We start from the raw sequence: 26,223 nt of genomic DNA on the forward strand, positions 1-26,223 counted from the left end.
GATCCAGATGCGGGTTCCCTGAAACATCGGGACAAAGCCCTGGCGGCGAAGGCTTCGACGGCGCGACAGGCACGGGCTGAAATCGCCCGTGCGTTCCGGAGGGGAGCCAAACCCTCCGCCCGTCGGGGGCCTAAGGTCGGGAGCGGGTTAAGACCCCGCGCCTCGCAGGCTCACCGGATAACGACCGCGCGGAGCGTCCCGCCTCGCCGAAACGGTACTCACTACTCACCTTCCGGGCGACGCCCGGGCGCTCCGCGATCCCTTTCACCAACTCGCGCCCGAAAAGCGCGGGGATGCTTTCACTTGCCCCCACCTGACCTGCTGCGCAGGTCGTCCGCCCCCCGAGGGGGCGGAAGGTTCGCGTGCGTCCTTCTTCCTCCGGGGGAGGAGCGCGAAGCGCGGAGGGGGCAAGTGACCGCACCACCTCACCGCCCCTTCAGAATCCCTGGGCTTGCATCCCCGCTGCCCCACACGTAACTCCCCCGCGATGACCATGGCCAAGATCTGCGGCCTCTCGACGCCCGAGACGGTGAAGACCGCTTTCGACGGCGGAGCGGCGTTCCTGGGTTTCATCTTCTTCGAGAAGAGCCCGCGCAACATCGCGCCCGAAACCGCCGCGCGGCTGATCGAGCCCGTGCGTGGCCGGGGCGTTAAGACCGTCGCCGTCACGGTCGACGCCGACGACGCCTTCATCGACCGGCTGATGGCCACCATGAAGCCCGACCTGATCCAGGCCCACGGCAAGGAGACGCCCTCGCGGGTCCGCGAGATCGCCGTCCGCGCCGGCGTCGGGGTCATCAAGGCGCTGTCGGTCTCGTCCCCCGCCGATGTCGACCAGGGCCAGGCCTATGACGGCCTCGTCGAGCACCTGATGTTCGACGCCAAGCCCATGGAAGGTTCGGTCCTGCCCGGCGGAACCGGCGCACGGTTCGACTGGGGACTGCTGGCCGGCCGGCGATTTTCTCGTCCGCATTTCCTGGCCGGAGGGCTGGATCCGTGGAACGTGGCCGAGGCCGTCAAGGTCTCGGGCGCCCCGCTTGTGGACGTTTCCTCTGGCGTGGAGCGCGGTCCCGGCCTAAAGGACCCCGCTCTGATCACGGCGTTCCTCGACGCCGTCAAACGCGCCCAATCCTGAAAAGCGCAGCTCGGAAGACGATCTTGAACGCTACTGCCAAGCCCAACGACTGGTCGGCTTACCCCGACGCCAAGGGCCGTTTCGGCGACTACGGCGGCCTCTATGTGGCCGAGACCCTGATGCCGCTCGTGCTCGAGTTGGACCGGGCCTACACCGAGGCCAAGAACGATCCGAGCTTCCAGAAGGAGCTGAAGGGCTACCTGACCCACTATGTGGGCCGCCCCTCGCCGCTCTATTTCGCCGAGCGCCTGTCCAAGCACCTCGGCGGCGCGAAGATCTACTTCAAGCGCGAAGAGCTGAATCACACCGGCGCGCACAAGATCAACAACTGCATGGGCCAGATCCTGCTGGCCCAGCGCATGGGCAAGACCCGGATCATCGCCGAGACCGGCGCCGGCCAGCACGGCGTGGCCTCGGCCACCGTCACCGCGCGCTTCGGCCTGCCCTGCGTCGTCTATATGGGCGCCGTCGACGTCGCCCGGCAGAAGCCCAACGTCTTCCGCATGAACCTGCTGGGCGCCGAGGTGCGACCGGTGACCTCCGGCGCGGCGACCCTCAAGGACGCCATGAACGAGGCGATGCGGGACTGGGTCACCAACGTCCACGACACCTACTACATGATCGGCACGGCGGCGGGGCCGCACCCCTATCCGGCCATGGTTCGAGACTTCCAGGCGGTGATTGGCGCCGAGACCCGCGACCAGATCCAGGAACTGGAAGGCCGCCTTCCGGACGCCGTGGTCGCCTGCGTCGGTGGCGGTTCGAACGCCATCGGCATGTTCCATCCGTTCCTGGGCGACGAGAGCGTCAAGATCTATGGCGTCGAGGCCTCGGGCCACGGCCTGGAGACCGACAAGCACGCCGCGTCCCTGACCGGCGGCCGCCCCGGCGTCCTGCACGGCAACAAGACCTATCTGCTGCAGGACGAGGACGGCCAGATCCTGGACGCCCACTCGATTTCGGCGGGCCTGGACTATCCGGGCATCGGTCCGGAACACTCGTTCCTGCACGACATCGGCCGGGCCCAGTACCTGACCTGCACCGACGACGAAGCGCTGCAAGCCTTCCAGCTGTGCGCCGAGCTCGAGGGTATCATTCCGGCCCTGGAAAGCGCCCACGCCCTGGCCAAGCTCCCGCAGCTGGCCAAGGAAATCGGCGAGGGCGGCGTGATCGTGCTCTGCCTGTCGGGCCGGGGCGACAAGGACATCTTCACCGTGGCCGACGCCCTCGGGCGGACGATCTAGGGTAAGCGACACTTGACCAAAGACCGTATCGACCGTCGCTTCGCGGCGCTGAAGGCCGAGGGCCGCGCCGCTTTCGTGGCTTACGTCATGGCCGGGGATCCGGACGCGGCGACCGCGCTCGAGATCGTCAAGGGCCTGCCGGCCGCCGGCGCCGACATCATCGAGCTGGGCTTCCCGTTCTCGGACCCGATGGCCGAGGGCCCGACCATCCAGCGCGCCAGCCAGCGCGCGCTGGCCAAGAAGATGACGCTGAACGGCACGCTGGACATCGTCCGGGTGTTCCGCGAAGGCGACCAGGACACGCCGATCATCCTGATGGGCTATCTGAACCCGCTGGTGAATCGCGGCTTCGAGGCCTTCGCCAAGCAGGCCAACGACGCCGGCGTCGACGGCCTGATCGTGGTCGACTGTCCGCCGGAAGAAGCCGACCCGCTGTCGGACGCCCTGGAAGCCGAAGGCCTGTCGCTGATCCGCCTGGCCTCGCCGACGACGGACGACAAGCGCTTGCCGGCCGTGATCCGTCGCACCTCGGGCTTCGTCTATTACGTCTCGGTCGCCGGGGTGACCGGCGTGAAGGAAGCCGACGCGGACGCGGTGGCTCCGGCCGTCGAGCGCATCCGGGCGGCCTCGGGCCTGCCGGTCGCCGTCGGGTTCGGAATCCGCACCGCCGAACGCGCCGCCGAAGTGGCCCGCGTGGCCGATGCGGCGGTCGTCGGCTCGGCTCTTGTGGATGAAATCGAGTCCGCGGCCCAGTTGAACGAAAACGTGACCAACAAGGTTCTTCTAAAAGCGTCGGAGCTGGCTAAGGCTGTGCGTTCGGCTCGCGTCGGGACGAAGTGAGGCTCGAAGGCTATGGCTATGGCTGAACCGCAAGACCCGAAGAAGGGCGACAAGAAAGCCGCCGAAGGCCGCCGTGGCGGCTGGCTGTCGCGAATCGCCCCGGGCGTACGGGGCGCGTTCTCCAAGCGCGAGACGCCGGAGAACCTCTGGGTCAAATGCCCCGACACCGGCGAGATGATCTTCCGCTCCGACCTGGAGGCGGCCCTGTGGGTCACGCCGGCCGGTCGCCACATGCGGATCGGGCCGGAAGCCCGCTTCAAGTTCACCTTCGACGACGGCCAGTACGAGGCCCTGCCGACTCCGGCGGTCGTCGAGGATCCGCTGCACTTCTCGGATGGCAAGCCCTACAAGGATCGCCTCGCGGCGGCCCGCAAGTCGACCGGTGAGCCGGACGCCATGGCCATCGGCTACGGCAAGGTCGGCGGCGTCGACGCCGTGGTGCTGGTCCAGGACTTCGCCTTCATGGGCGGCTCGCTCGGCATGGCCGCCGGTGAAGGCTTCATCGCCGCCGCCAAGGCCGCGCTTGAGCGCCAGGTTCCGCTGATCGCCTACACCGCCGCCGGCGGCGCCCGCATGCAGGAAGGCGCGCTGTCGCTGATGCAGATGGCCCGCACGACGCTCGCCATCAACGAACTCAAGGACGCGGCCCTGCCCTACGTCGTGGTCCTCACCGACCCGACCACCGGCGGTGTCACCGCCTCCTACGCCATGCTGGGCGACGTCCACCTGGCCGAGCCGGGCGCCCTGATCGGCTTCGCCGGTCCGCGCGTCATCGAGCAGACCATCCGCGAGACCCTGCCGCCGGGCTTCCAACGTTCGGAATATCTGGTCGAGAAGGGCATGGTCGACCGTGTCACGCACCGCAAGGAACTCCCCGAGGTGCTGGGCTCGATCCTCGGCACCCTGATGATGGGCCGCAACCGCAAGGCGGCCTGAGCTCTTTGAGCGACCATCTCCGCGCCCATGACGCCGCCCTGGCGCGGCTCCAGGCGCTGCATCCCAAGCTGATCGACCTGTCGCTGGACCGGATGCGACGGCTCTGCGCCGCGCTCGGCGACCCGCAGGACCGCCTGCCGCCCGTGATCCACGTGGCCGGCACCAATGGCAAGGGCTCGACGGTCGCCTACCTGCGGGCCATGGCCGAAGCGGCGGGCCTCAAGGTCCACGTCTTCACCTCGCCGCATCTGGTCCGCTTCGCCGAGCGCATCCGCCTGGCCGGGACCCTGATCACCGATCCTCAGTTGGCCGACGTGCTGGACCGCGTCGAGCAGGCCAACGCCGGCCTGGAAATCACCTTCTTCGAGATCACCACGGCCGCCGCCCTGGTCGCCTTCGCCGAGGTCCCGGCCGATCTCTGCATCGTCGAGGTCGGCCTCGGCGGCATCCTCGACGCCACCAACGTCGTCACGCCCAAGGTCAGCGTCATCGCCCCGGTCGATCTGGATCACCGCGAGTTCCTCGGCGACACCATCGCCCAGATCGCTGGCGAGAAGGCCGGCATCATCAAGCCCGGCGCCTCCGCCGTCTCGGCCCGCCAGCACGAAGAGGCCGAATCGGTCATCGAGGCCGTCGCCGACAAGGCCGGCGCGCCGCTGACCCTGATGGGCCGTGATTTCGACGCCTGGAACGAACGCGGCCGGCTGCTGGTCCAGATGGAAGACCGCCTGCTGGACCTGCCGGCGCCTTCGCTGCCCGGCGATCACCAGTTCGCCAATGCGGGTCTCGCCGTCGCCGCCCTGCTGGCCCTGGCCGACCCGCGCATCGACGAAGCCGCCATGGGGCGCGGCATCGCCAGCACGGTCTGGCCCGCCCGTTTCCAGCGCCTGACCGCCGGTCCGCTGGCCGAACGCGCCAAGGCGGCCGGGGCCGATCTCTGGCTGGACGGCGGCCACAATCCGCACGCCGGTCGAGCCGTCTCCCGCGCCGTCGCCGATCTGGCCGCCCGCGACGGCCGGCCGGTGGCGCTGATCTCGGGCTTGCTGGCCAACAAGGACGCCACCGGCTTCTTCGGCGCCTTCCGAGGCGTGGCGGCCAAGGTCTTCACCGTCACCTTCGAGGGCCACGCCGCCGCCAGCGCCGCCGACACGGCCGCCGCCGCCGAACTGGCCGGCCTGCGGGCCTGCGCCTGCGATTCGGTCGAAGACGCCCTCACCCGCGCCCTCAAGCTGGAGCCGACGCCCCACGTCCTGATCTGCGGCTCGCTCTACCTGGCCGGCGAGATCCTGGCGATGAGCCGCGAGACCTGGCCGACCTAAGCGCGTAAGGCTGGCGGACGCCGATAGGGCGGCACGGCCCGCTGGACATCCTCGGCAGGCGCGACCGTCCTGGCAGGAACCGCCGATGGCCAAGGGTCAGAAGAAGTCGAACAAGGAAATTCGCAAGCCGAAGGCCGAGAAGAAGGCGGCGCCCGCGCCGGTCTCGCCGTTCATCGTGACGGGGAAGAAATAGGCCCTCTCGCGAGGCCCAACGAAAAACGCCCGCCCCGAGCGATCGGAGCGGGCGTTTCTCATTCAGCTCGGAAAGGGCCTTAAGCGGCGGCGACTTGCACGCCGGCTTCGTTCAGCCATTCCAGGATCTTCTGCTTCGGCATGGCGCCGACCTTCATCGAGGTCATCTGGCCATCGCGGAACAACATCATGGTCGGGATGCCGCGGACGCCGTAGCGCGACGGGGTCGTCGGGCTGTCCTCGATATTGACCTTGGCGACGGTCACGACGTCGGCCAGCTCTTCCGAGATCTGCTCCAGGGCCGGGGCGATCTGCTTACAGGGACCGCACCACTCGGCCCAGAAGTCGACCAGCACGGGCTTGCTGGCCTTCAGGACGTCGGATTCGAAGGTGGCGTCGGTCACCGCAACGGTGCTCATGGCTTGCTCCAGTCTGGCGTCACGCGGCCGATGTCGGCGCGGAGGACGCGATAAAGATCCAAAACCCGGATTCGTTCCGGGCGCTTGCACAAAGATGTAGGGGGACGACGGCCGTCCGGCAACGGGATTAGCCCAGCCGGGCGAGCGCCTCGACCATCACCTTTTCTGGAACCGGCATCAGTTTGGGACCGTCGGTCCAGACCAGGGCCGCCTCGACCGTCCGACCCGGAAACACTTCGCGCAGCACGGCGGCATAGACCGCCATCTGGGCCAGGTAGGCCGGATCGGCGTCCTCGATGAGGTCGGGCGAGGGGCGGTTGGTCTTGAAATCGACGACCAGGACACGCTGATCCTCGACCACCAGCCGGTCGACTCGGCCCGAGACGGCAAGGCCTTTCGGCAGGTGCGCGCTAGTCCCGGCCAAGGCGACCTCGGCGCGGGAGCCGGGACCGAACACGGCGGCGAATCGGGCGTCGAGCAGCACGCCGAAGGCGGCCTGGGTCATCTCCTGGCGCTGCTCGTCGGTCAGGTCGCGCTCGCCGGCCAGCAAGCGCCGGGCTGCGTCGGGGCGCTGGTCCGGTGCGACGTCGGGCAGGAGCTGCAACAGCTTGTGGACGATCTCGCCCCGGCGATAGCGGCCCAGGCCTGAGACCCGGGCGAGAGGCGAAGGGGCAGGGACCCGGGCGTTGTCCTCGATCCGCGACGGGGCGGCATAGCGGGCGGCAGCCGGCTCGGGCGGGGCGACGGTCCGGATCCAGGCGGGGGCCTCGGCGGCGATGCGGACATCGTCTTCGGCTCGGGGTGCGCTCTGCGGATCGGGGCCGTAGCGCAGGAAGGCCGTTTCGTCCTCGCCGATGGTGCGGACGTCCGGCGCGATGTCGGCATGGGCGAAGGCGGCGCGGGCGGCGGCGTACCAGCCCCCGACCTTGTCGTCCTTGGTCCGGGCGTCGATGCGGCCGCACAGGATCAGCCGGTCTCGCGCCCGGGTCAGGGCCACGTACAGCAGGCGCAGGGCTTCCTGGCTTTCCTTCTCCTCGCGCAACTTCCGCGCCTTGGCCGAGGCCTCGCAGTCGCCCTTGCTGGAGCCGCACCACAGCAGCGCGCCATCCTCGGTGACCAGCAGCGGAGAGCCGCCGGCCCCGCGCTTCACGGTCGTCTCGGGCAGGAAGACGATCGGCGCCTCCAGACCCTTGGAGCCGTGGGCGGTCATCACCCGCACCTCGCGCCGGGCGCCTTCCATCTCGCGCTTGACCACGATCTCCAGCGCCGCGAAGTCGGCGACCAAGGCCTCGAGATCGCGGACGCCGCGCTGCTCGGCCTCCATGACCTGGGCCAGGAACTCGTCGAGCGCCTCCTCGGCCTCGGCGCCGAGGCGGGTCAGCACCTTGGCGCGATGCGAGCGGCCGTCGTCGCCGACCAGGCCCAGCCAGCTGGCGAAGAACTCGAACGGCTGGCGGCGGCGACCTTCGGTCAGGGCCCAGTCCAGCACGGTCCGGGCGGCGGTCCACGCGGCGCGCTCGTCGGCCCGGCGGAGCAGTTCGGTCCACAGCGTCGCCCGCCGGCCCTTGGCCAGGGCGTAGACGTCCTCGTCGGTCAGCGAACAGAACGGCGACTTCAACAGGGCCGCCAGGGTCAGGTCGTCATCCGGGAACAGGATGAACCGCCCCAGAGCCAGCAGGTCCTCGAAGGCGATATGGCTGGACAGCGACAGGCGGTCGGCCCCGGCCACCGGCACGCCGCGCCGCTTCAGGGCCCGGATGATCTCCTCGAACAGCACCTTGCGGCGGCGGACCAGCACCAGAATGTCGCCGGCATGGGCGGCGCGGTGGCGGCCGATCTCCTTGTCGAAGACAGCATCGCCTCGGGCCAGGATCGCGGCCGTCTCGGCGGCGATGGCCTCGGCCAGGCGGCGGTTGGCGCTGTGCTCGGTCTCGGCGTCGACCGGCGCGTCCCAGGCCTCGCGTTCCTCGCCGGGCAGCTCACGGGTCAGAGGCCACAGGTCGACACAGCCGGGATGGCCGTGACGGAAGAGCTCGTGGCGTACGAAGTCCTGGCCGACCGGCGGCGGTACGCCCTCGCGGGTCTCGGGATCAGAGAACAGAGCGTCGACGAAGCTCAGCACCTCGCGGGTCGAGCGGTACGACACGGTCAGCGGCACGCCCTTGCCGACCGCGCCGGCGGCCTCGATGCGGGCGATGTAATTCTGCGTCTCGATCAGCAGCCGCTGCGGATCGGCGCCCTGGAACGAATAGATCGACTGCTTCTCGTCGCCGACCACGAACAGGGTCCGCTCGGCGCGGCGGGCGCCCTTCCAGCCCTCGGCGCTCTCGCCCACGAAGAAGTCGGCGGTCAGGGCGGACAGGATCTCCCACTGCTCGGGGGCGGTGTCCTGGGCCTCGTCCAGCAGGATGTGGTCGATGCCGCCGTCCAGCTTGTAGAGCACCCAGGCCGCATCGACCTTCTCGGTCAGCAGGACCCTGGTCCGGTCGATCAGGTCGGTGAAATCGAGCGCGCCCCGGGCGTCCTTCTCGATCTGGTGCGAGGTCACGTACAGCACCGCCAGCCGCAGGGCGTCGGCGGTGTCCTCGGCCACCTTGGCGGCGTGGACCCGCTCGCGGGCGGCCTCCAGCTTGGCTTGCTCCAGCAGCAGCGCCTCGCGACTTTTCAGCCCCGAGGTCTTGGCCGGCCAGGTCGCTGGCGTGCCCTCGCCGCCTTCGGTGAACAAGGCGCGCAAGGCCAGGTCCAGCGTCGCATCCGGATCACGGGCGACGGCCGCCAGCGCCTCGGCGTACTTGGCGTCCTGCTTGCCGCCGCCGTCGAACAGCACCGTGGCCGCAGCGCGCCAGGCGCCGAGATCCAGCCGCGCCATGGCCTGGGCGGCGATGTCGGCGGCCGAGGTCGGCGCGTCGAAGCCGCAACGGGTCCAGGCGTCGGCGACCGCTTCGGACAGCCCGCCGCAGCGCCGAACGTACTCCATGATCTGGCCGCGCCGCGCCTCGAAGCCGGCGAACATGGTCTCGAAGCTCTGGAAATCCAGCGCCACCGAGAAGCGGGCATAGGCCTCGGCGAAGGCGTCCTCGTGGCTGTCGACCCAGGCGGCGGTGGCCCTGCGAGCGGCGCGGGCGATGGCGGCGCCGGCTTGGTCGTCCATCACCGTGAAGCCGGGCGAGACCCCGGCTTCCAGCGGGAAGCGCCGCAGCAGTTTCTCACAGAAGGCGTGGATGGTCTGGATCTTCAGGCCGCCAGGCGTCTCCAGCGCCTGGGCGAACAGGGCGCGCGCCTCGGACAGGCGCTTGGCGTTGTAAGTGGCCTCCGGTTCGCCGACGAGTTTCACCAACTCGGCGCGCAGGTCGGCGTCGCCGGTCACCGACCACTTGCCCAGCCGCTCGAACAGGCGCCGCTGCATCTCGGCGGCGGCGGCCTTGGTATAGGTCACACACAGGATCGCCTCGGGCTTGACCTTGGCCAGCAGCAAGCGCGCGACCCGGTCGATCAGGGTCTTGGTCTTGCCCGATCCGGCATTGGCGGTGACGAAGGCCGAGATCGTCGGGTCGGCGGCGATGCGCTGGGGGTCGAAAGCGCTCATTCGCCTTCCCCATCGTCGCCGCTGGTCGACCATTCGAACACCCGCGCCAGGTGGGCGTAGTCGCCGGGGTGTTCCTTGACGAACTGCGGCGCGACCCGCGAGCGATAGGGCTCGTCCGGGTCGTCATAGCGGGCGATCAGAGTCGAGAGGCCCTCCATCGCCTTGGTCGCGGCGGCGCTGCTTTCCTCGCCGGCGAGGGCGCGGACCTGCTCTTCTCCGGCCGGACGTCTGCCGGTGACGCGGACATAGGTCAGGTCGCCGGGCGTGGGCTTGCCCAGGTCCGGGAAGCCGCCGTTCATCAGGATCGCCGCCGTCAGGGTCAGCTGCGGCGAGAAGCCGGTGTCGACCTGCTTTTGCGACGGCGCAGCGCCGGTCTTGTAGTCGAGGATGTGGGCCGTCCCGTCAGCGGTCGGCTCCAGCCTGTCGGCCTTGGCGGTCAGGGTGAAGGGGTGGCCGTTGATCGACAGGTCGAGCTTGCCCTCGGCCTCGACCACGATCTTGCGGGCCACGGTGCGGCGCTGACGCTCCCAGTCGGCGACCCACAGGGCGGCCTCGCGGGCCAGGGCCTTCTCGCGAGCCAGGGCGGTCGGCGGCATGCCGGCCTTGATCAGGTGATCGACATAGAGCTTCTCGAACACCGCGGCCGCGTTGACCGGGACGGCGTCGGGGAACGCCTCGGCGAAGTCCTCGAAGGCCGCGTGGATGGCGGTGCCCCGCGCCCGGGCCTCGACCGGCTCGTCGGGACGCTCCAGCGGATAAAGCCGCAGGATGTCGCGGGCCCAGACGGCGTAGGGGTCGCGGGTCAGGGCCTCGACCCGGGTGACCGCCATCTTGCGCGGACGATCCTCGACCGGCGGGCGCGGCTCGGGACGCTTGATCGGCGAATAGGGACCGGGGGCGTCGAGGGCGCGGACCCAGTCCAGCACGTCGTCGCGGCGCGGCAAAGCGAGGCCCGCGCCGGCGGCCAGGGTCTTCAGGCGCCACAGCCAGCGCGACTCGACGGCGGGCGCCCCGCCACGACGTTCGCAGTGGACCAGCACCACGTCCGGCGCGCTGGCGGCTTGGGCGAAGTCGTGGGCGGTCAGGCCGACGCGCCGCTCGGGCGGCGGCAGGCCCAGGCGCGACCGCATCGGGCGCGACAGGAACGGATCGATCGGCGCGCCCTGCGGCCAGACGCCTTCTTCCAGCCCGGCCAGCACCAGGCGGTCGGCGCGGACCAGGCGAGCCTCGATAGCGCCGAGGATGCGCAGGCGCGGATGGGTGGCGCCGCCGACGCGGACGGTCTCCTCGTTGACCAGCCGGTCGAGGATGTCGGCGAAGGCCTGGGGCGAGGCGTCGGGCAGGGGCTCGCCGTCCTGGATCAGGGCGGCCATCAGCCCGCCCAGGCTCTCGCCGGCGCCGCCGGCCCACAGGCGGTTGGGCGCGATCAGGCCTTCCAGGGCCTCGACGATGGCTTGGGCCGCGCGGCAGGGCGGGGCGAAGCCGTCGGCATAGACGGCGGCGGCGTGGTCGACGGCGGCCAGAACGCGGTCGCATAGCGCCAGAGCTTCAGCGGCGTCGTTCAGTCGGGCGCGCAGGACGTCCTTCGAACCGGGCGCGGCGCCGCGCAGCCCCTTGCGCTCGAGCAGGGCGGCGGCCGGCGCCTCGTCCTCGCCCAGCACCAGGGGGTGCTTGGCGAAGGCCAGCAGGCGGACCGGGTTCAGCGGCTCTTCGACCAGCCGCGCCAGGTGCAGGGCCAGGATCGCCGAGCCGGCGGCGGCCAGCGGCGCGCCGGCCGAGCTATCCGGAATCACGCCCCAGCGCTGCAGGCGGGTCATTACCCGGCGCGCCAGGGTCTGGTCGGGGGTCACGAGAGCGGCGGTCCGCTCCGGATCCTCCAGGGCTTCGCGCAGCAGCAAGGCGCAGGCCCCGGCGGCCTCCTCCTCGGCGCGGGCGGCGATGACCGAGAAGCCGGTGAGGCCCTCGGCGATCGGGTCGAGGTCCGGGGCCTCGGCGCGCAGGGCGGCGATCTGCGCCAGCCAGTCGGCGGTGGCCTCGGCGGGGCGCAGGGCCTCGTTGACGATCCGCCGCCGCCAGCGACCCCGGCTGTCGACATCGGGGACCCAGGCGCGGACGTCGGACCGGGCGACCCCGGCGCGGTCCAGCAGGCGCTTCATGGCGCCCTGCGGATGCTGTTCGCCAGGCGTGCCTTCGATGCGGTCCCAGGCGCTGTCGGCCAGGTCCTCGTCGAGGCCGGGCAAGACCACTGCGCCCTTAGGAGCCTCGGCGACGACGCGCAGCAGGTCGGCGGTGGCCGGCGCGGTGCCGGTCGAGCCGGCGGCGACCAGCACCTCGGTCGGCGGGGTGTCGCGCCACTGCTTCTCCAGGGCGCGCAGCAGGCGGACGCGACGGTCGGAGACGTCGATGAGGCCCAGGTCGGTCAGCCGACTGGACCAGGCGCGCAGCACGCCCTTCAGGAACCGGGCCGAGACCTGCCAGTGCTGGGCCAGGTCGCCCTCGGCCAGGCCGTCGAGCTTGTCGTCGAATGCGACCTCCTCGATCTGGCAGCTGTCGAGGAAATCGGCCAGCGCCTTGGCCAGCTCCAGCGCCTGGACGGGGCCGGGCTTGAACGCCAGCTTGTCGCCGTGGTCGACGACCAGCCGCGCCAACTCGAACCGGCGCCGGCGCGAGGAGATGGCCGGCGGCAGGTCCAGGGACAGCTCGCCCGGCTCGAACGGCGGCTCGCCCTCGTCCAGATCGCCCAGTGGCCGGATCTGCGGCAGGAGCAGAGCGCGACCGCCGCCGACCGCCAGGAAGGCGTCGGCCAGGGCTCGGGCGCCGCGGCGGGTCGGGGTCAGGACGGTGGCGCGCGGCAGGGCCTCGGGACCCAGCGGCTCCAGCGTGTTCAGCAGGCCGCGCGCCAGGTCGTCGACGAACGGACGGTGGGCGGGGATCGAGAACCAGCGCGGCCCCTCACGCTCGAAGAAAGGGGCCGGGCCGCTCATCCTTCAGAGAGCTTGGCTTCGGCCGCCAACTTGGCGTCGGGATCGCCGACATGCATCCAGAGCCCGTCGGGCGCGACGCCATGGACGCGGTGGTCGGTGGCCAGGCGCTTCCACAGCGGCAGAAGCGAGAAGGGGCCGTCGGGACCGTCGGCGGTGATCGCCGGCTTGCAGATGTGGACGCCGACATAGACGAGCGGCGCGGTCTCGCCGAGGTCCTTGAAGCGGACAACACCGTCTTTCAGGAAAACATCGCCGCTGTCGTGGAAGCCCAGCGAGCCGCTGGTCGAGGCCAGCATCAGGCAGACGTCCATCGCCTCGGGATCCCAGGCGGCGGCCACGGCATCGACGGCCGCGCCGCCGTGCTCGATCCAGACGGAGTCGATATTGGCCACGAACACGGGCTCGTCGCCCAGCAGCGGCAGGGCGTGCTTGATGCCGCCACCGGTCTCCAGGGCCTGGGCGCGTTCGTCGGAAATGACGATGCGGGGTCCGAGACCCTTGGCCTCGCGAGCCTTGAGGTGCGCTTCGACGAGGTCGGCGAAGTAGTGGACATTGACCACGGCGGTCTCGACCCCGGCGGCGGCCAGGCGGTCCAGCATGTGGTCGATCAGCGCCTTGCCATGGACCTCGACCAGGGCCTTGGGGCGGTCGTTGGTCAGCGGTCGCATGCGGGTGCCGAGGCCGGCGGCCAGCACCATCGCGACTTTCGGGGCGCTCATCGGCGGGTCTCCACCGGCACGTAGCGATCGAACCAGGCTTTCAGGTCGGCCAGGGCCGGGTCGGCGAAGCAGACGTCCAGATAGACCCACAGGCGAGGGATGAAGTCGGCGTAGCGGGGCTTGCCGTCGCGGGTCACCAGACGGGCGAAGATGCCCAGGATCCGGATGATGTTGAGCGCACCCAGCGCATGGTAGTCGGCCAGGAAGGCGGTACGGTCCAGCTCGGGGCGGGCGGCGAGATAGCGGTCGAGGCTGGCGGCCTCGCGCTCCGGCGAGACCGTGCGGCGGGCGTCGTGCAGCAGCATCGACAGGTCCCAGGCCGGGTGGGCCAGGACGGCGTCCTGGAAGTCCAGCATGCCGACGCGGGCGGCGCCGTCGCGCTGCGGCAGCCAGATCAGGTTCTCGGCGTGATAGTCGCGATGGCAGAAGACAGTCGCGCCCGCCTCGCCCTTCGCGCGAATCGGAGCCCAGATGGCTTCCCATTCGGCGAGAGCGGCTTCGTCGAAGCTGAGGTCTCGGAACTTCGGCTGCCACTCGACGAAGATGTCGTGGGCGGTCTTCAGCGCCAGGTCGTCATAGGTCAGCAGCGGCCAGGTCGAGCCGTCGAAGTCCAGCACGCTGGGCGTCGGCGCGGCGTGAAGGGCCAACAGGCCGTCGATGGCGGCGTCGTACAGCGGGGCCTCGTCGGTCCCGGCCTCGATCAGGCGGGCATAGAGGTCGTCGCCGAGGTCTTCCAGCACGGCCAGGCCAGCGGCCGGATCAGCGGCCAGCACCTTGGGGGCCGACAGGCCCTGGGCGTTCAGCCAGCCGGCGCAGGCCACGAAGGCGTCCACGCGGCCGGCGGCCAGGCGGGCCAGGGCGTTGTAGCCGAGCGCGGCGCGCTCTGCGGGCGAGGCGTCCGGCGGGCAGGGCGCGGTTTCGACCGACGGCGGCTGGTCCATGAAGATGAAGCTGGCGCCGCCGTCACGGTGCAGGCGCTCGTAAGACCGCGTCGAGGCGTCGCCGCCCAGGCTCACCCGGCGAACGTCGCCGAAGCCATGGGTTTCAAGGAACGCGGCCTTCGCCATTTCACGCTCAGAACTCAAGGGAACGTCCTTCGAAATCGCCGTGCCGCACGATGACGGCGTGTCGCGCGTCGCCGTCGAGGGCGATGTCTATATCGAGCCGAGTCGCGGGCAAACGCCCTTCCAATCTCTGGGGCCACTCGATCAACACCACGCCACCGTCCAGGGCCTCGTCCAGGCCGATCTCATAGGCCTCGTCGGGGTCGGACAGGCGGTAAAGATCGAAGTGGGCCAACGGGAAAGCGGCCGTCTCGTAGAACTGCACCAGGGTGAAGGTCGGGCTGGGCACTTCCTCGTCCGGCGTCGTCAGGGCGCGGATCAGGGCGCGGGCCAGGGTCGACTTGCCAGCGCCCAGGGGGCCGGTGAGGCACAGGGCGTCGCCGGGCCGCAAGGCGCTAGCCAGCTTGTGGCCCAGGTCCTGGGTCGCGGCCTCGTCGGCGAGGAAGACTTCGGTCACGTCAGGCGGCTCGTCGGATCGGTGGGCAACACACGCTCCACATAGCGCTTCAACGCCTCCGTGGCCTCTCCCGTATCGTCGGGCAAGCGTTCAGGATCAATCGGCGGCCCGACGATCAGCGAAAAGCGCCGGCCCGTCTTGTTCAACAGCTCGTGGAACAGGGTGATGTCGCGCAGTTCCCGCGAGACCCGGTCGAAGGCGTGGAACAGCGTCGACCACGGACCGGTCAGGTGGATCGGCACGATGGGCGCGCCGTACTTGCGGGCCAGGGAGACGGCCGAGGTCATCCACGGCGGGTCGGTCAGCAGGCCCTCGGCGTCCTTCACCGCGAGGCGACCGGCGGGGAAGATCATCAGGGCGCGCTCGGCCTCCATCGCCTCGCGGGTCATGGTCAGCGTCAGGCGCATACGATCGCGGCTACGCTTTTCCTCGACCCATTCGACCGGGATCAGCACCTCGTCGAAGCGCGCGCAGACCCGGTGGGCGTCGGCATTGGCGTAGAAGACGACGTCGGGCCGCCGGGCCTTGATCGCGTCATAGACCGCCACGCCGTCGCCGATGCCGGTCGGATGATTGGCGACGATGATGACCCGGCCGGTCGGCGGCAGATTCTCCAGCCCCTGGACCTCGACCTTCAGCGCCAGCAGGTCGGAGACATGATCCAGCGCCGCGCGGCCGCCCATCGTGCAGATGGTCTCGGCCATCCGCCGGGCCTTGCCGTAGTCGAGCAGCTTGTAGAGCCCGGGCCGCACCAGCGGCCAGATCGCCGAACCCGTCAGCCCCGGCGCGCGCTCGGCGATGAGGGTGTCGATGATGTGGGGCCGCGAGGTGTTGCGCGCCTCGACCTCCCCGAGGGCCGGAACATGAACCATGACGGGAGCTTAGGCGTGGCCGGCGAGTCTGTCAGCAGACGGAACGAGCAGGTTCGGGCTTCCCCCGAAGCGTCTCCCGCGCTAACCGCACTTCTCGATGCCGACATCCCTTCGCACCGCCTATCGCGAGCGCCTGGCCCAGGGCGAGATCAAGCCCGATGTGGCCCAAGCCGCCGCCGTCGAGGCGCTGTCGCGGCTGGAGGCCGATCTGGACAATGCCGGGGAGCCCGGCTTCTCGCTGTTTGGCCGCAAGCCCAAGAGCCAGCGCGGCGTCTACCTGTGGGGTCCGGTCGGGCGCGGCAAGTCCATGCTGATGGACCTGTTCTTCGACAGCGCGCCCGTGGCCAAGAAGCGCCGCATCCACTTCCACGCCTTCATGGCCGAGGTCCACGCCGACATCGACGCCTGGCGAAAGGGCGATACGGCCGCGCGCAAGGCGCGGTTCGGCCAGGCCAAGGGCGACGACCCGATCGCCCCGACCGCCGAGCGGATCGCCGACGAGGCCCGCCTGCTGTGTTTCGACGAGCTGCAGGTCACCGACATCGCCGACGCCATGATCCTGGGGCGGCTGTTCGAGGCGCTGTTCGCGCGCGGCGTCACCCTGGTCGCCACCTCGAACCGGCCGCCGGAGGACCTCTATAAGGACGGCCTCAACCGCCAGCTCTTCCTGCCGTTCATCGACATGCTGAAGTCGGCGCTGGATGTCGTCGCCGTGCGTGGCCCGGTCGACTTCCGCCTGGACCGCCTGCGCGCGGCGCGGATGTGGCTGGCGCCGAACGACAAGGCGACCCAGGCCGAGTTCGAGCGCCTGTGGGCCGACATGCTGGACGGTGCGCCCGAGACCGGCGCGACGCTGGAGGTTCTGGGCCGCAAGATGCGCCTGCCGCGCGCCGCCGGCGGCATGCTGCGTTCATCCTTCGCCAGCCTGTGCCAGCAGGCCCTGGGGCCGCAGGACTACCTGGCCGTCGCCGAGCGCTTCCACACCATCTTCCTGGAAGATGTCCCGCGCCTGACGCCGGAGCGGCGCGACGCGGCCAAGCGGTTCAACACCCTAATCGACGCGCTCTATGAAGCCGACGCCAAGCTGGTGGCCCTGGCCGACGCCGAGCCCGAGGCGCTGTACCCCGCTGGCGACGGCGCCTTCGAGTTCGAGCGCACGGTCTCGCGCCTGCAGGAGATGCGATCGGCCGACTACGTGGCGCGGGTGCGCGACTAGCTAGCGGCAGCTGAACGACAACGTGCGGTAGTTGCCCTTGTTGTCGAGACGCTGGAGCTCCTGCGAGCAGGTCCTTGCGGCCTTCGGGACCTGCACGACCGCCGTCGCGCCGCCTTTGTAGGCGCACTCCACATGCGCCTGACGGCCCAGCTTGGTGATGTCGGCGACGTTCCAGGTCTGCCGCAGCTTACCCTTGATCTCCCGGCCGTCCTCCGGACGCATCGAGGCCATGTCTTTCAGCGGGCCATCGAACACGGTGACATGCTCCAGCGCCCTGCCGGGCTTCACAGGACAGGTGAAGGGCGCGGCCCCATGGCTCGCGTCAGGAGCGGCGCCCGCGAAGGCCATGACCGACAGAATGGTGACGATGCGCATCTCGATCTCCCGGGAGCGTGAAGCTTGCCCAAGCATGGCCTCGCAGGCAACGGGGCCTTGCTTCGCGTCGTGGGCGCTTCGAAACTGGCGCGCATGACCGTCAAAGATCGCCTCCGCGTCCACGAGACCAAGCTGCTCTCCGACAACTGGTACGTCCTGAAGACGACCAGCTTCGACTGGAAGCGGCGGGACGGAACCTGGCAGACGCAGCATCGCGAGCACTACGACCGGGGCAACGGGGCGGTGCTGCTGCCCTACAACCTGGCCAACCGCACCGTCCTGCTGGTGAAGCAGTTCCGGTATCCGGCCTACGTCAACGGCCATGACGACCTGCTGATCGAGGCGGCGGCCGGCCTGCTGGACGACGCCGAGCCGGAAATCCGCATCCGCGCCGAGGTCGAGGAGGAGCTGGGCTATCGCCTGGGCGAGGTCCGCAAGGTGTTCGAGGCCTTCATGAGCCCCGGCTCGGTGACCGAGATCCTGCACTTCTTTGTGGCGGAGTACGATGCGGCCATGAAGATTGGCGAGGGCGGTGGTCACCCCGACGAGGGCGAGGACATCGAGGTGCTGGAGCCGACCATCGGCGAGGCCCTGGCCATGATCGCCGACGGCCGCATCCGCGACGCCAAGACCATCATGCTGTTGCAGCACCTGGCCCTGACGGTGTTCCGCTAGCCGAAATCGCGCGCCAGGGGCACGGCGAACGTCACGACCAAGCCGCTTTCGCCATAGTCGGCGCTGACCCGGCCGCGCAGTTCGCCGGAGATGCTGCGCTCGATCAGCCGGGAACCAAAGCCTCGGCGCTCCGGACGGGCCGCCGCCGGGCCGCCGGCCTCGCGCCATTCGAAGGTCAGCTGCTCGCCTTCGGACACCGACCACTCGAGAAGCAGGCGGCCGGCGGTGGAGAGCGCGCCGTACTTGGCGGCGTTCGTCGCCAGCTCGTGGAAGACCATGCCCAGGGACAGAGCCACGCGGGCCGGAAGATGGACGTCCGGTCCCGTCATGGTCACCCGTTCGGCGCCATAGGGACCCAGTTCCTGGACAAGGATCTGGCGCAGCCCTGCCCCGGCCCATTGGCTGTCGGTCAGGGCGTTATGGGTCTGGGACAGCGCCAACAGGCGCGACTCGAAGCGGCGGCGAAGGCCTTTGGATCGCTGGCGCCCCGCAGGGTCTGTTGGGCGATCGCCTGGACGGTGGCCAGGGTGTTCTTCACGCGGTGGTTCAGCTCGTCCAGCAGCAGGTGCTGGCGCTCGTCGGCCTGGACCTGATCGGTCATGTCGACGCCTTCGACGAAGACGCCCGAGGCGGTTCCGTCCGGCTCGATGATCGGCTGGTAGATGAAGTCGAGATAGCGCTCTTCCAGTTGGGAACCGGCGCTGCGCTGCAAGGCGACCTTCACGCGTCGCCCGACGAAGGCTTCCTGGGTCGACAGCACGCGGTCCAGCAGTTCGACGAAACCCTGGCCGACGACCTCGGGCAGGGCGACGCCGAGGGGCAGGCCCGTGACCTCGCGATGGCCGATCAGCTGGGCGTAGGCATTGTTGGTCAGGTCGAACACATGGTTGGGACCGCGCAGCACCGCCATGAAGCTGGGCGCCTGCATGAACAGGTTGCGCAGCTGGCGGCTCTGGGACTGCACCGTCTCGGCTCGCCGCAGCACCTCGTCGCCGAGAACCGCCGCCGACCGCGTTCCGAACACGGCTTCCTTGAGGCGCTGGATCGCGGTGACGTCCTGGGTGTGCTGTAGAATGTAGCGGGTGACGCCGGCCTCGTCCGGGATCGGCGTGTGGGTCGCGCTCCAGATCCGGTCCTCGAAGCCGCCGCCCAGTTCGGCGGGGCGCTCGATGGCGTAGTGGATCAGCGGCAGTTCCGTGACCTCGCCGCTGTCGCGGGCCCGGCGCAGCGAGCTCTCGAGCTGGGCGCGGGTTTCGCCCTCGGAGGGGAAGGCGTCGAAAAGATTACGGCCTTCCAGTTCCTCCCACCGCCGTTCCAGGGTCCGCAGATAGGAGGCATTGGCCGCGACATACCGGAACTCGCGGTCCAGCAGCATGTAGGGGGAGGGAATCCGGTCGAATATCCCCCTGAAGTCGATCGGATTGGCCACGCGTTCCCCCCGGAGCAACCAAGCCTAACGCAACCTTGGCTTTCTTGGTTCCGCGCGATACCCGAGATGAGAACTGAGAACGTTTCTCAAGAGGGCCCCGTTTAATTGACACCCCCGCCTTCGCGCTTAAAAGCGTCCCGCAACGCACAAAGGCTACTGGGGTTGGACCTCTCATGACCGACACGAGCCGGGGGCTGCCTGAGCGCCCGATGTCGCCGCACCTCACGGTATGGCGTTGGCATATCACCATGGCCTGCTCGATCCTGCACCGTGGCTGCGTCATCGGCCTGTGGGTCGGCGCCGTGATCCTGGCCGGCTGGGCCGCCGCCCTGGCCGCCGGTCCCGACGCCTATGCCTGCTACGTCGGCCTGCTGGGCTCGCCGATCGGCAAGCTGGTCCTGCTCGGCGAGACCTTCGCCGTCTTCTTCAACGTCGCCTACGCCATCCGCCAGACCTTCTGGGACATCGGCAAGGGCTTCGCCCCGCGCATCGCCGACATGACCGGCGCCATGGCGATCGCCTTCGCGGTCGTGGCCACGATCGTGACCTGGGTCATCGCCGGCGCAAACGGAGCGTTCTGATCATGAGCAAGAAGAACGACCTCTTTCAGCCGATCCAGTTTCGCACGCCGCTGTCGCGCGCCCGGGGCATGGGTTCGTCGCACCACGGCGTCAGCCACTTCATCACCGAGCGCGTTTCGGGCCTGGCCCTGATCCCGCTGAGCCTGTGGGGCGTCTACGGCGCCCTGAAGCTGATCGGCGCCGACCAGCACACGGTCGCGACGTGGATCGGCCAGCCGGTCAACGCCGTGCTGCTCAGCCTGCTGCTGATCGCCGCCCTCGTGCACCTGCAGGCTGCGGTCCAGGTGGTGATCGAAGACTATATCTACCGCTTCACGAGCAAGTCGGCCCTGGTGATCGGCAATCTGTTCGTCTGCGTGCTGGCCGGCGCCGTGGGGGTCTTCTCGATCCTCAAGGTCGCGCTGACGGGAGCCCTTTGATGTCGGCCTACAAGTTCATCGACCACAAGTTCGACGTCGTCGTCGTCGGCGCGGGCGGCTCGGGCCTCCGCGCCGCTCTGGGCGCCGCGCAAGCCGGTCTCAAGACCGCCTGCATCACCAAGGTGTTCCCGACCCGCAGCCACACCGTGGCGGCTCAAGGCGGCATCTCGGCCTCGCTGGGCAATATGAGCCACGATGACTGGCGCTGGCACATGTTCGACACCGTCAAGGGTTCGGACTGGCTGGGCGACCAGGACGCCATCGAGTACCTGACCCGCAACGCTCCGGCGGCGGTGTATGAGCTCGAGCACTGGGGCGTGCCCTTCTCGCGCACCTCGGACGGCAAGATCTATCAGCGCGCCTTCGGCGGCATGACCAAGAACTACGGCGAAGGCCCGATCCAGCGCACCTGCGCGGCGGCCGACCGCACCGGTCACGCCATGCTGCACACGATGTACGGCCAGTCGCTGGCCCACGACACCGAGTTCTTCATCGAGTACTTCGCCCTCGACCTGATCATGGACGACGGCGTCTGCCGCGGCGTGACGGCGTGGAAGCTCGACGACGGCACCCTGCACCGCTTCCAGGCCCAGACGGTGATCCTGGCCACGGGCGGCTATGGCCGCGCCTACTTCTCGGCCACCTCGGCCCACACCTGCACGGGCGACGGCAACGCCATGGCGCTGCGCGCCGGCCTGCCGCTGCAGGACATGGAGTTCGTGCAGTTCCACCCGACCGGCATCTACGGCGCGGGCTGCCTGATCACCGAAGGCGCGCGTGGCGAAGGCGGCTACCTGACCAATTCGGAAGGCGAGCGCTTCATGGAGCGCTACGCCCCGTCGGTGAAAGACCTGGCGCCCCGCGACATGGTCAGCCGCGCGATGACCATCGAGATCCGCGAAGGTCGCGGCGTGGGCCCGAACAAGGACCACATCTTCCTGCACCTGGATCACCTGGATCCGAAGATCCTGCACGAGCGCCTGCCGGGCATTTCGGAGACCGCCAAGGTCTTCGCCGGCGTCGACGTGACCAAGGCGCCGATCCCCGTGCTGCCGACCGTCCACTACAACATGGGCGGCATCCCGACGAACTATCACGGCGAAGTCGTCACCAAGTCGGGCGACAACCCCGACCAGGTGATCCCGGGCCTGATGGCCGTGGGCGAGGCCGCCTGCGTGTCGGTGCACGGCGCCAACCGCCTGGGCTCGAACTCGCTGATCGATCTGGTGGTCTTCGGTCGCGCCGCGGCTCTGCGCTGCGCCGAGGTCCTGAAGCCGGGCGCCAAGCAGCCGGAACTGAAGGACGCCTGGACCGACGGTCACGTGGCGCGCTTCGACAAGTTCCGCAACGCCTCGGGCTCGACCCCGACCGCCGACCTGCGCCTTGAAATGCAGAAGGCCATGCAGGAAGACGCCGCCGTGTTCCGCACCGGCGAGAGCCTGGACAGCGGCGTGTCGCGTCTGGCCGAGGTCTGGAAGAAGAAGGACGACATCAAGGTCAGCGATCGCGGCCTGGTCTGGAACACGGACCTGATGGAGACCCTGGAGTTCGACAATCTGATCGGTCAGGCCGTCGTGACGGTGAACGGCGCGGCCAACCGCACCGAAAGCCGCGGCGCCCACGCCCGCGAGGACTTCTCGGACCGCAACGACACCGAATGGATGAAGCACACCCTGGCGTGGCTCGATCTCGACACCGGCAAGGTGAAGATCGATTTCCGCCCGGTCCACAGCTACACCATGTCGGACGACATCGCTTACATCCCGCCGAAGCAACGGGTCTACTGAGGGTACGATGGTCGAACTCGCACTCCCCAAGAACTCGCAGGTCAAGTCGGGCAAGCATTGGCCGGCCCCGGCGGGCGCCAAGAAGGTCAAGACCTTCAAGATCTACCGCTACGACCCGGAAGCGGGCGGCAATCCGCGCTGGGACACCTACGACGTCGACATGGACGCCGTGGGTCCGATGGTCCTGGACGCCCTGCTCTATATCAAGAACACCATCGACCCGACCCTGGCCTTCCGCCGGTCGTGCCGGGAAGGCGTCTGCGGCTCGTGCTCGATGAACATCGGCGGCCGCAACACCCTGGCCTGCACCCATGGCTGGGCCGAGGTCCCGGGCAAGGCCGTCCAGATCAGCCCGCTGCCGCACCTGCCGGTGGTCAAGGACCTGATCCCGGACCTGACGCTGTTCTACGCCCAGTACGCCTCGATCGAGCCCTGGCTGCACACCGACACGCCCGAGCCGCAGACCGAGTGGAAGCAATCGCCGGAAGACCGCGAGAAGCTCGACGGTCTCTACGAGTGCATCCTGTGCGCCTGCTGCTCGACCTCGTGCCCCAGCTACTGGTGGAACGGCGACAAGTATCTGGGCCCGGCGGCCCTGCTGCACGCCTATCGCTGGCTGATCGACAGCCGCGACGAAGCGACCGGCGACCGCCTCGATGCGCTTGAGGACCCCTTCAAGCTCTATCGCTGCCACACGATCATGAACTGCGCCCAGGTCTGCCCGAAGGGCCTGAACCCGGCCAAGGCCATCGCCGAGATCAAGAAGATGATGGTCGAGCGCGTCGTCTGATGCTGGCGCCCATCCTCGCCGCCGGTCTGCTCGCCTCGAGCGCCGTCGGCGTGGGCGGGCCGCAATACGGTCCCGAGGTCGAACGGATCAAAAGCGGCTTCGTCGCTGGCGATCCCGCCGCCAGGGCCAAGATGGAGCGCCTGGCCGAGCGTGGCGACGTGGGCGCCCAGACCCTGCTCGGCGGCGCTCTGTTCTCGGGCGTCCCCGGCATCCCCATCGACAAGGCGCGGGCTTGCCAGCTCTGGGAGCGGGCCGCGCCGAGCTCGCCCTATGCCGCGCATCTCTACGCAGAATGCATCCAGATGGGACATGGCGGCTTGCCTCGCGACCCCGTCAAGGCTCGAACCCTGTTCCAGGCGGCGGGCGATCGGGGCTTCGCCAAATCGAAATGCGCCCTCGGCAACATGCTGATCGGCGGCGAGGGCGGTCCTGTCGAGGCTTCGCGCGGCGTGGCCCTGTGCCAGGAAGGCGCGGAGGCCGGCGACGCGGACGCCCAGACGGACCTGGCCAACTACTATCTGGCGGGTCGGATCGTGCCGCGGGACACCGTCGCGGCGCGTGGCTGGTACGAGAAGGCCGTGGCCCAAGGCCAGAAGAACGCGGCCTTCACCCTCGGACAGATCTATTGGAACGGCGACGGCGTGACCAAGGACAACGCCAAGGCCGCCAGGCTCTGGCGGTACGCCTACGACAACGGGCGCCTCGAAGCGGCCGTGCTGCTGGGCGACGAAGCCTTTGTCCGCAGCCTGCCCGAGAAGACGCGCGTCGACCGCGCGGCGATGGACGAAGCGATCGCTTGGTACGAAAAGGCGCTAGAGCAGGATGCCGGAGCGGCGGCCAGGATCGGGCCCCGCCTGGACATACTCCGCAAGATCAAGGCCGCGAGGCCTTAGCGCACTATATGTTTGCCGGCTTGCCAAAAGGTGACGCCGCCGTCATTTTCGACGGAACGGGAGGATTGTGGCGTTGAGCGAAGCGATCGTGAACGACCCCAAGGCCAAGGTGGTCATCGTCGGCGCGGGTCATGCGGGCGGCTCGGTCGCCGCGTTCCTGCGTCAGTACGGTCATGAGGGCCGGATCGTCCTGATCGGCGACGAGCCGCTGTTGCCCTATCAGCGCCCCCCGCTGTCCAAGGCCTGGCTGAAGGGCGAGGCCGACGCGGATTCGCTCTCGCTGAAGCCCGCCGAGTGGTACGCCGAGAACAACGTCATGCTGCGCCTGGAAGGCGTGGCCGAGCGGATCAATCGCTCGGAGAAGACGGTGACCCTGGCCTCGGGCGAGGCCCTTGCCTACGACTTCCTCATTCTCGCCACCGGCGCCCGCGCCCGGGCGTTGCCGATTCCTGGCGCGAACCTGGCCGGCGTCCTGGCCCTGCGCACGGCGGCCGACGCCGAGTTGCTGAAGAACGCCCTGGGTCCGGACAAGCGCCTGGCCGTGATCGGCGGCGGTTATGTCGGTCTGGAGGCCGCCGCCTCGGCCCGCGCCCTGGGCAGCCACGCCACGGTCATCGAGCGCGAAAGCCGCGTCCTGGCCCGCGTGGCCTGTGAGACCCTGTCGCTATTCTTCCAGGACTATCACGGCAAGCACGGCGTCGCGTTCGAGCTGAACGCCGGCGTCGCGGGTTTCGAGGGCGAGGACGGCCGCGTCACCGGGGTGCGATTCGCCGACGGCTCGGTGCGGCCCTGCGACGTCGCCCTGGTCGGGGTCGGCGCGATTCCCAATGACGAGCTGGCCAAGGACGCAGGTCTGGCGACCGCCAACGGCGTGGTCGTCGATCTGGAGGCGCGGACCAACGATCCGTCGATCTTCGCGGTCGGCGACGTCACCCATCGTCCGCTCCCGCTCTATGAGCGCCAGTTCCGCCTGGAAAGCGTGCCCAACGCCCTGGAGCAGGCCAAGCAGGCCGCTTCGGCGGTCATGGGCCGCCCGGGCCCGGCGCCCGAGGTGCCGTGGTTCTGGTCCGACCAGTATGATCTGAAGCTGCAGATCGCCGGCCTGCCGTTCGAAGCCGATCGCCAGGTGGTGCGCGGCGATGTCGCGGCGGCGAAGTTCGCGGTCTTCCATATGAAGGGCGACCTGCTCCAGGCTGTGGAGGCGGTCAATGCGCCGCCCGAATTCATGGCTGGCAAGCAGTTGATCGCCAAACGCACGCCGGTGAACGCCGACAAGCTCGCCGATCCGTCGGTGTCCATGAAAGAGGTGGCGGCTTAGGTCGCCCTATAGAGAGAGCCTCCAGGGGTAACGGGAAACAGATGGCCAAGATCACCTACATCGAACACGACGGTAAGGAGCACGCGCTCGACGTGAAGCCGGGCCTGACCGTCATGGAAGGCGCCGTGAAGAACAACGTGCCGGGCATCGACGCCGACTGCGGCGGGGCCTGCGCCTGCGCGACCTGCCATGTCTATGTCGACGAAGCCTGGCTGGATAAGACGGGCGACAAGTCGGCCATGGAAGAATCGATGCTGGACTTCGCCGAGAACGTCGAGCCGAACAGCCGCCTGTCGTGCCAGATCAAGGTGAGCGACGCGCTGGATGGCCTGGTGGTTCGCCTGCCGGAGAGCCAGCACTAATATAAGGGGCCGGAGCCCGTCCAAATCCTGCATGGGAGCGGGCTCCGAAAGGCGACGCTAACCAAGGCGTCAAAAGAGCGTCGTTATATTGTTGCGAGGGGGTTGCCAGTCGTCCGAGGGAGGACTAGATCACCGCCTCGCTCGGAACGGCATCGCGACCGGACGACGCGGCCCCCGAAAGGGAGTTGCATCGGTTCAGACGCTTCGCTAAACACCGCGCTCCAATCGACTCGATGACGGATCCGCAAGGGCGGCCACGGCGGCCCAGGGATCCTCTTTTTGTCTCTTCGATCCCGGGTTTCCGGGGCTTCGAAAAAGCCGAAAAGAGTTGGTTGACTTCGGGATGGCTCCTCTTTAGAAGCGCCGCTCCGAGACATCGCAGACAAGAGTTCGCAAGAATTCAGCGGCGCGATGTTGAGTTAGACAAGTAATCGTTTTGAAGTTTCTTCAAAATAATCGCTTGACTAGCTTCGGTAGCTTCTCTAGAAGCTGCCGGCTCTGGCGGCTCCGGGATTTTCCGGCTTCGTCAACTGGGTCAGAAAGTTTTGAAAAAAACGATTTGACACGGAATTCGAGGTTCGCTAGATAGCCGCCTCCGCCGACACCGGGCG

23 protein-coding genes and 1 pseudogene are annotated in these 26,223 nt (G+C 69.0%); 15 read left to right on the top strand and 9 right to left on the bottom strand.

Features of this window, described 5'->3' with window-relative positions; translation table 11 throughout:
* The first annotated feature begins 487 nt into the window (after positions 1-487).
* The 6 genes from AC07NN_RS23880 to AC07NN_RS23905 all read left to right on the top strand — a co-directional run bounded on the left by AC07NN_RS23880 (position 488) and on the right by AC07NN_RS23905 (position 5,667).
* Entirely contained in the window at positions 488-1,135 is a 648-nt protein-coding gene (locus AC07NN_RS23880) for a phosphoribosylanthranilate isomerase (protein ID WP_494646304.1), read from the top strand.
* Between the two features lie 23 nt (positions 1,136-1,158).
* On the top strand, positions 1,159-2,379 hold the full coding sequence (gene trpB / locus AC07NN_RS23885; protein WP_494646305.1) for a tryptophan synthase subunit beta: 1,221 nt from the start codon (positions 1,159-1,161) through the stop codon (positions 2,377-2,379).
* Between the two features lie 12 nt (positions 2,380-2,391).
* Positions 2,392-3,219, top strand: coding sequence for a tryptophan synthase subunit alpha (gene trpA, locus AC07NN_RS23890; protein ID WP_494646306.1), 828 nt, complete (start codon positions 2,392-2,394; stop codon positions 3,217-3,219).
* 12 nt (positions 3,220-3,231) lie between these two features.
* Positions 3,232-4,155: an acetyl-CoA carboxylase carboxyltransferase subunit beta gene (locus tag AC07NN_RS23895; RefSeq protein ID WP_494646307.1), complete on the top strand. Its 924-nt coding sequence runs from the start codon at positions 3,232-3,234 to the stop codon at positions 4,153-4,155.
* Between the two features lie 5 nt (positions 4,156-4,160).
* Positions 4,161-5,474, top strand: coding sequence for a bifunctional folylpolyglutamate synthase/dihydrofolate synthase (locus tag AC07NN_RS23900; protein WP_494646308.1), 1,314 nt, complete (start codon positions 4,161-4,163; stop codon positions 5,472-5,474).
* A gap of 85 nt (positions 5,475-5,559) precedes the next feature.
* Entirely contained in the window at positions 5,560-5,667 is a 108-nt protein-coding gene (locus AC07NN_RS23905; RefSeq protein WP_494646309.1) for a hypothetical protein, read from the top strand.
* A 79-nt stretch (positions 5,668-5,746) separates the two neighbouring features.
* Here the strand turns inward: AC07NN_RS23905 and trxA are convergent, their stop codons facing one another.
* The 7 genes from trxA to AC07NN_RS23940 form a co-directional block, all read right to left on the bottom strand.
* Positions 5,747-6,085: a thioredoxin gene (gene trxA, locus AC07NN_RS23910; protein ID WP_494646310.1), complete on the bottom strand. Its 339-nt coding sequence runs from the start codon at positions 6,083-6,085 to the stop codon at positions 5,747-5,749.
* 127 nt (positions 6,086-6,212) lie between these two features.
* Positions 6,213-9,671, bottom strand: a complete 3,459-nt coding sequence (gene addA / locus AC07NN_RS23915; protein ID WP_494646311.1) for a double-strand break repair helicase AddA — start codon at positions 9,669-9,671, stop codon at positions 6,213-6,215.
* Positions 9,668-12,655 carry a double-strand break repair protein AddB gene (addB, locus tag AC07NN_RS23920; RefSeq protein ID WP_494646312.1) on the bottom strand — a complete coding sequence of 996 codons (2,988 nt, stop codon included), beginning with the start codon at positions 12,653-12,655 and terminating at the stop codon, positions 9,668-9,670. The genes addA and addB overlap by 4 nt, the downstream gene beginning before the upstream one ends.
* Complete coding sequence (murU, locus tag AC07NN_RS23925; protein ID WP_494646313.1) at positions 12,652-13,374, bottom strand: N-acetylmuramate alpha-1-phosphate uridylyltransferase MurU; 723 nt, start codon at positions 13,372-13,374, stop codon at positions 12,652-12,654. Before murU ends, addB begins: the two co-directional genes overlap by 4 nt.
* On the bottom strand, positions 13,371-14,441 hold the full coding sequence (gene amgK / locus AC07NN_RS23930; RefSeq protein ID WP_494646314.1) for an N-acetylmuramate/N-acetylglucosamine kinase AmgK: 1,071 nt from the start codon (positions 14,439-14,441) through the stop codon (positions 13,371-13,373). Before amgK ends, murU begins: the two co-directional genes overlap by 4 nt.
* A gap of 7 nt (positions 14,442-14,448) precedes the next feature.
* Entirely contained in the window at positions 14,449-14,895 is a 447-nt protein-coding gene (tsaE, locus tag AC07NN_RS23935; protein WP_494646315.1) for a tRNA (adenosine(37)-N6)-threonylcarbamoyltransferase complex ATPase subunit type 1 TsaE, read from the bottom strand.
* Positions 14,892-15,767, bottom strand: coding sequence for a GNAT family N-acetyltransferase (locus tag AC07NN_RS23940; RefSeq protein WP_494646316.1), 876 nt, complete (start codon positions 15,765-15,767; stop codon positions 14,892-14,894). Before AC07NN_RS23940 ends, tsaE begins: the two co-directional genes overlap by 4 nt.
* A 97-nt stretch (positions 15,768-15,864) precedes the next feature.
* Here AC07NN_RS23940 and zapE point away from each other — a divergent pair, with 97 nt between their 5' ends.
* Positions 15,865-16,983: a cell division protein ZapE gene (gene zapE, locus AC07NN_RS23945; protein WP_494646317.1), complete on the top strand. Its 1,119-nt coding sequence runs from the start codon at positions 15,865-15,867 to the stop codon at positions 16,981-16,983.
* Here the strand turns inward: zapE and AC07NN_RS23950 are convergent, their stop codons facing one another.
* The gene (locus AC07NN_RS23950; RefSeq protein WP_494646318.1) at positions 16,984-17,358 is read right to left on the bottom strand and encodes an STY0301 family protein; all 375 of its coding nucleotides are present in this window, start codon (positions 17,356-17,358) and stop codon (positions 16,984-16,986) included. It abuts the gene before it with no gap.
* 93 nt (positions 17,359-17,451) lie between these two features.
* Here AC07NN_RS23950 and AC07NN_RS23955 point away from each other — a divergent pair, with 93 nt between their 5' ends.
* On the top strand, positions 17,452-18,033 hold the full coding sequence (locus tag AC07NN_RS23955; protein WP_494646319.1) for a GDP-mannose pyrophosphatase: 582 nt from the start codon (positions 17,452-17,454) through the stop codon (positions 18,031-18,033).
* Here the strand turns inward: AC07NN_RS23955 and AC07NN_RS23960 are convergent.
* Positions 18,030-19,408: pseudogene (locus AC07NN_RS23960) on the bottom strand (sensor histidine kinase). The gene AC07NN_RS23955 and the pseudogene AC07NN_RS23960 overlap by 4 nt on opposite strands.
* Positions 19,409-19,635: 227 nt before the next feature.
* Here AC07NN_RS23960 and sdhC point away from each other — a divergent pair.
* From sdhC to AC07NN_RS23995, 7 genes are all read left to right on the top strand, one after another.
* On the top strand, positions 19,636-20,043 hold the full coding sequence (sdhC, locus tag AC07NN_RS23965) for a succinate dehydrogenase, cytochrome b556 subunit (protein WP_494646320.1): 408 nt from the start codon (positions 19,636-19,638) through the stop codon (positions 20,041-20,043).
* Positions 20,010-20,462, top strand: a complete 453-nt coding sequence (gene sdhD / locus AC07NN_RS23970; RefSeq protein WP_494646337.1) for a succinate dehydrogenase, hydrophobic membrane anchor protein — start codon at positions 20,010-20,012, stop codon at positions 20,460-20,462. Before sdhC ends, sdhD begins: the two co-directional genes overlap by 34 nt.
* On the top strand, positions 20,462-22,249 hold the full coding sequence (sdhA, locus tag AC07NN_RS23975) for a succinate dehydrogenase flavoprotein subunit (RefSeq protein WP_494646321.1): 1,788 nt from the start codon (positions 20,462-20,464) through the stop codon (positions 22,247-22,249). The genes sdhD and sdhA overlap by 1 nt, the downstream gene beginning before the upstream one ends.
* Before the next feature lie 7 nt (positions 22,250-22,256).
* Complete coding sequence (locus tag AC07NN_RS23980) at positions 22,257-23,039, top strand: succinate dehydrogenase iron-sulfur subunit (protein WP_494646322.1); 783 nt, start codon at positions 22,257-22,259, stop codon at positions 23,037-23,039.
* A complete protein-coding gene (locus AC07NN_RS23985) occupies positions 23,039-23,932 on the top strand; it encodes a tetratricopeptide repeat protein (protein ID WP_494646323.1) in 894 nt (297 codons plus the stop codon). The genes AC07NN_RS23980 and AC07NN_RS23985 overlap by 1 nt, the downstream gene beginning before the upstream one ends.
* A gap of 85 nt (positions 23,933-24,017) precedes the next feature.
* A complete protein-coding gene (locus AC07NN_RS23990; protein ID WP_494646338.1) occupies positions 24,018-25,250 on the top strand; it encodes an NAD(P)/FAD-dependent oxidoreductase in 1,233 nt (410 codons plus the stop codon).
* 41 nt (positions 25,251-25,291) lie between these two features.
* Positions 25,292-25,612: a 2Fe-2S iron-sulfur cluster-binding protein gene (locus tag AC07NN_RS23995; RefSeq protein WP_494646324.1), complete on the top strand. Its 321-nt coding sequence runs from the start codon at positions 25,292-25,294 to the stop codon at positions 25,610-25,612.
* The last annotated feature ends 611 nt before the right edge of the window (positions 25,613-26,223 follow it).

This window comes from Caulobacter sp. GW821-FHT09H08, assembly GCF_059415885.1.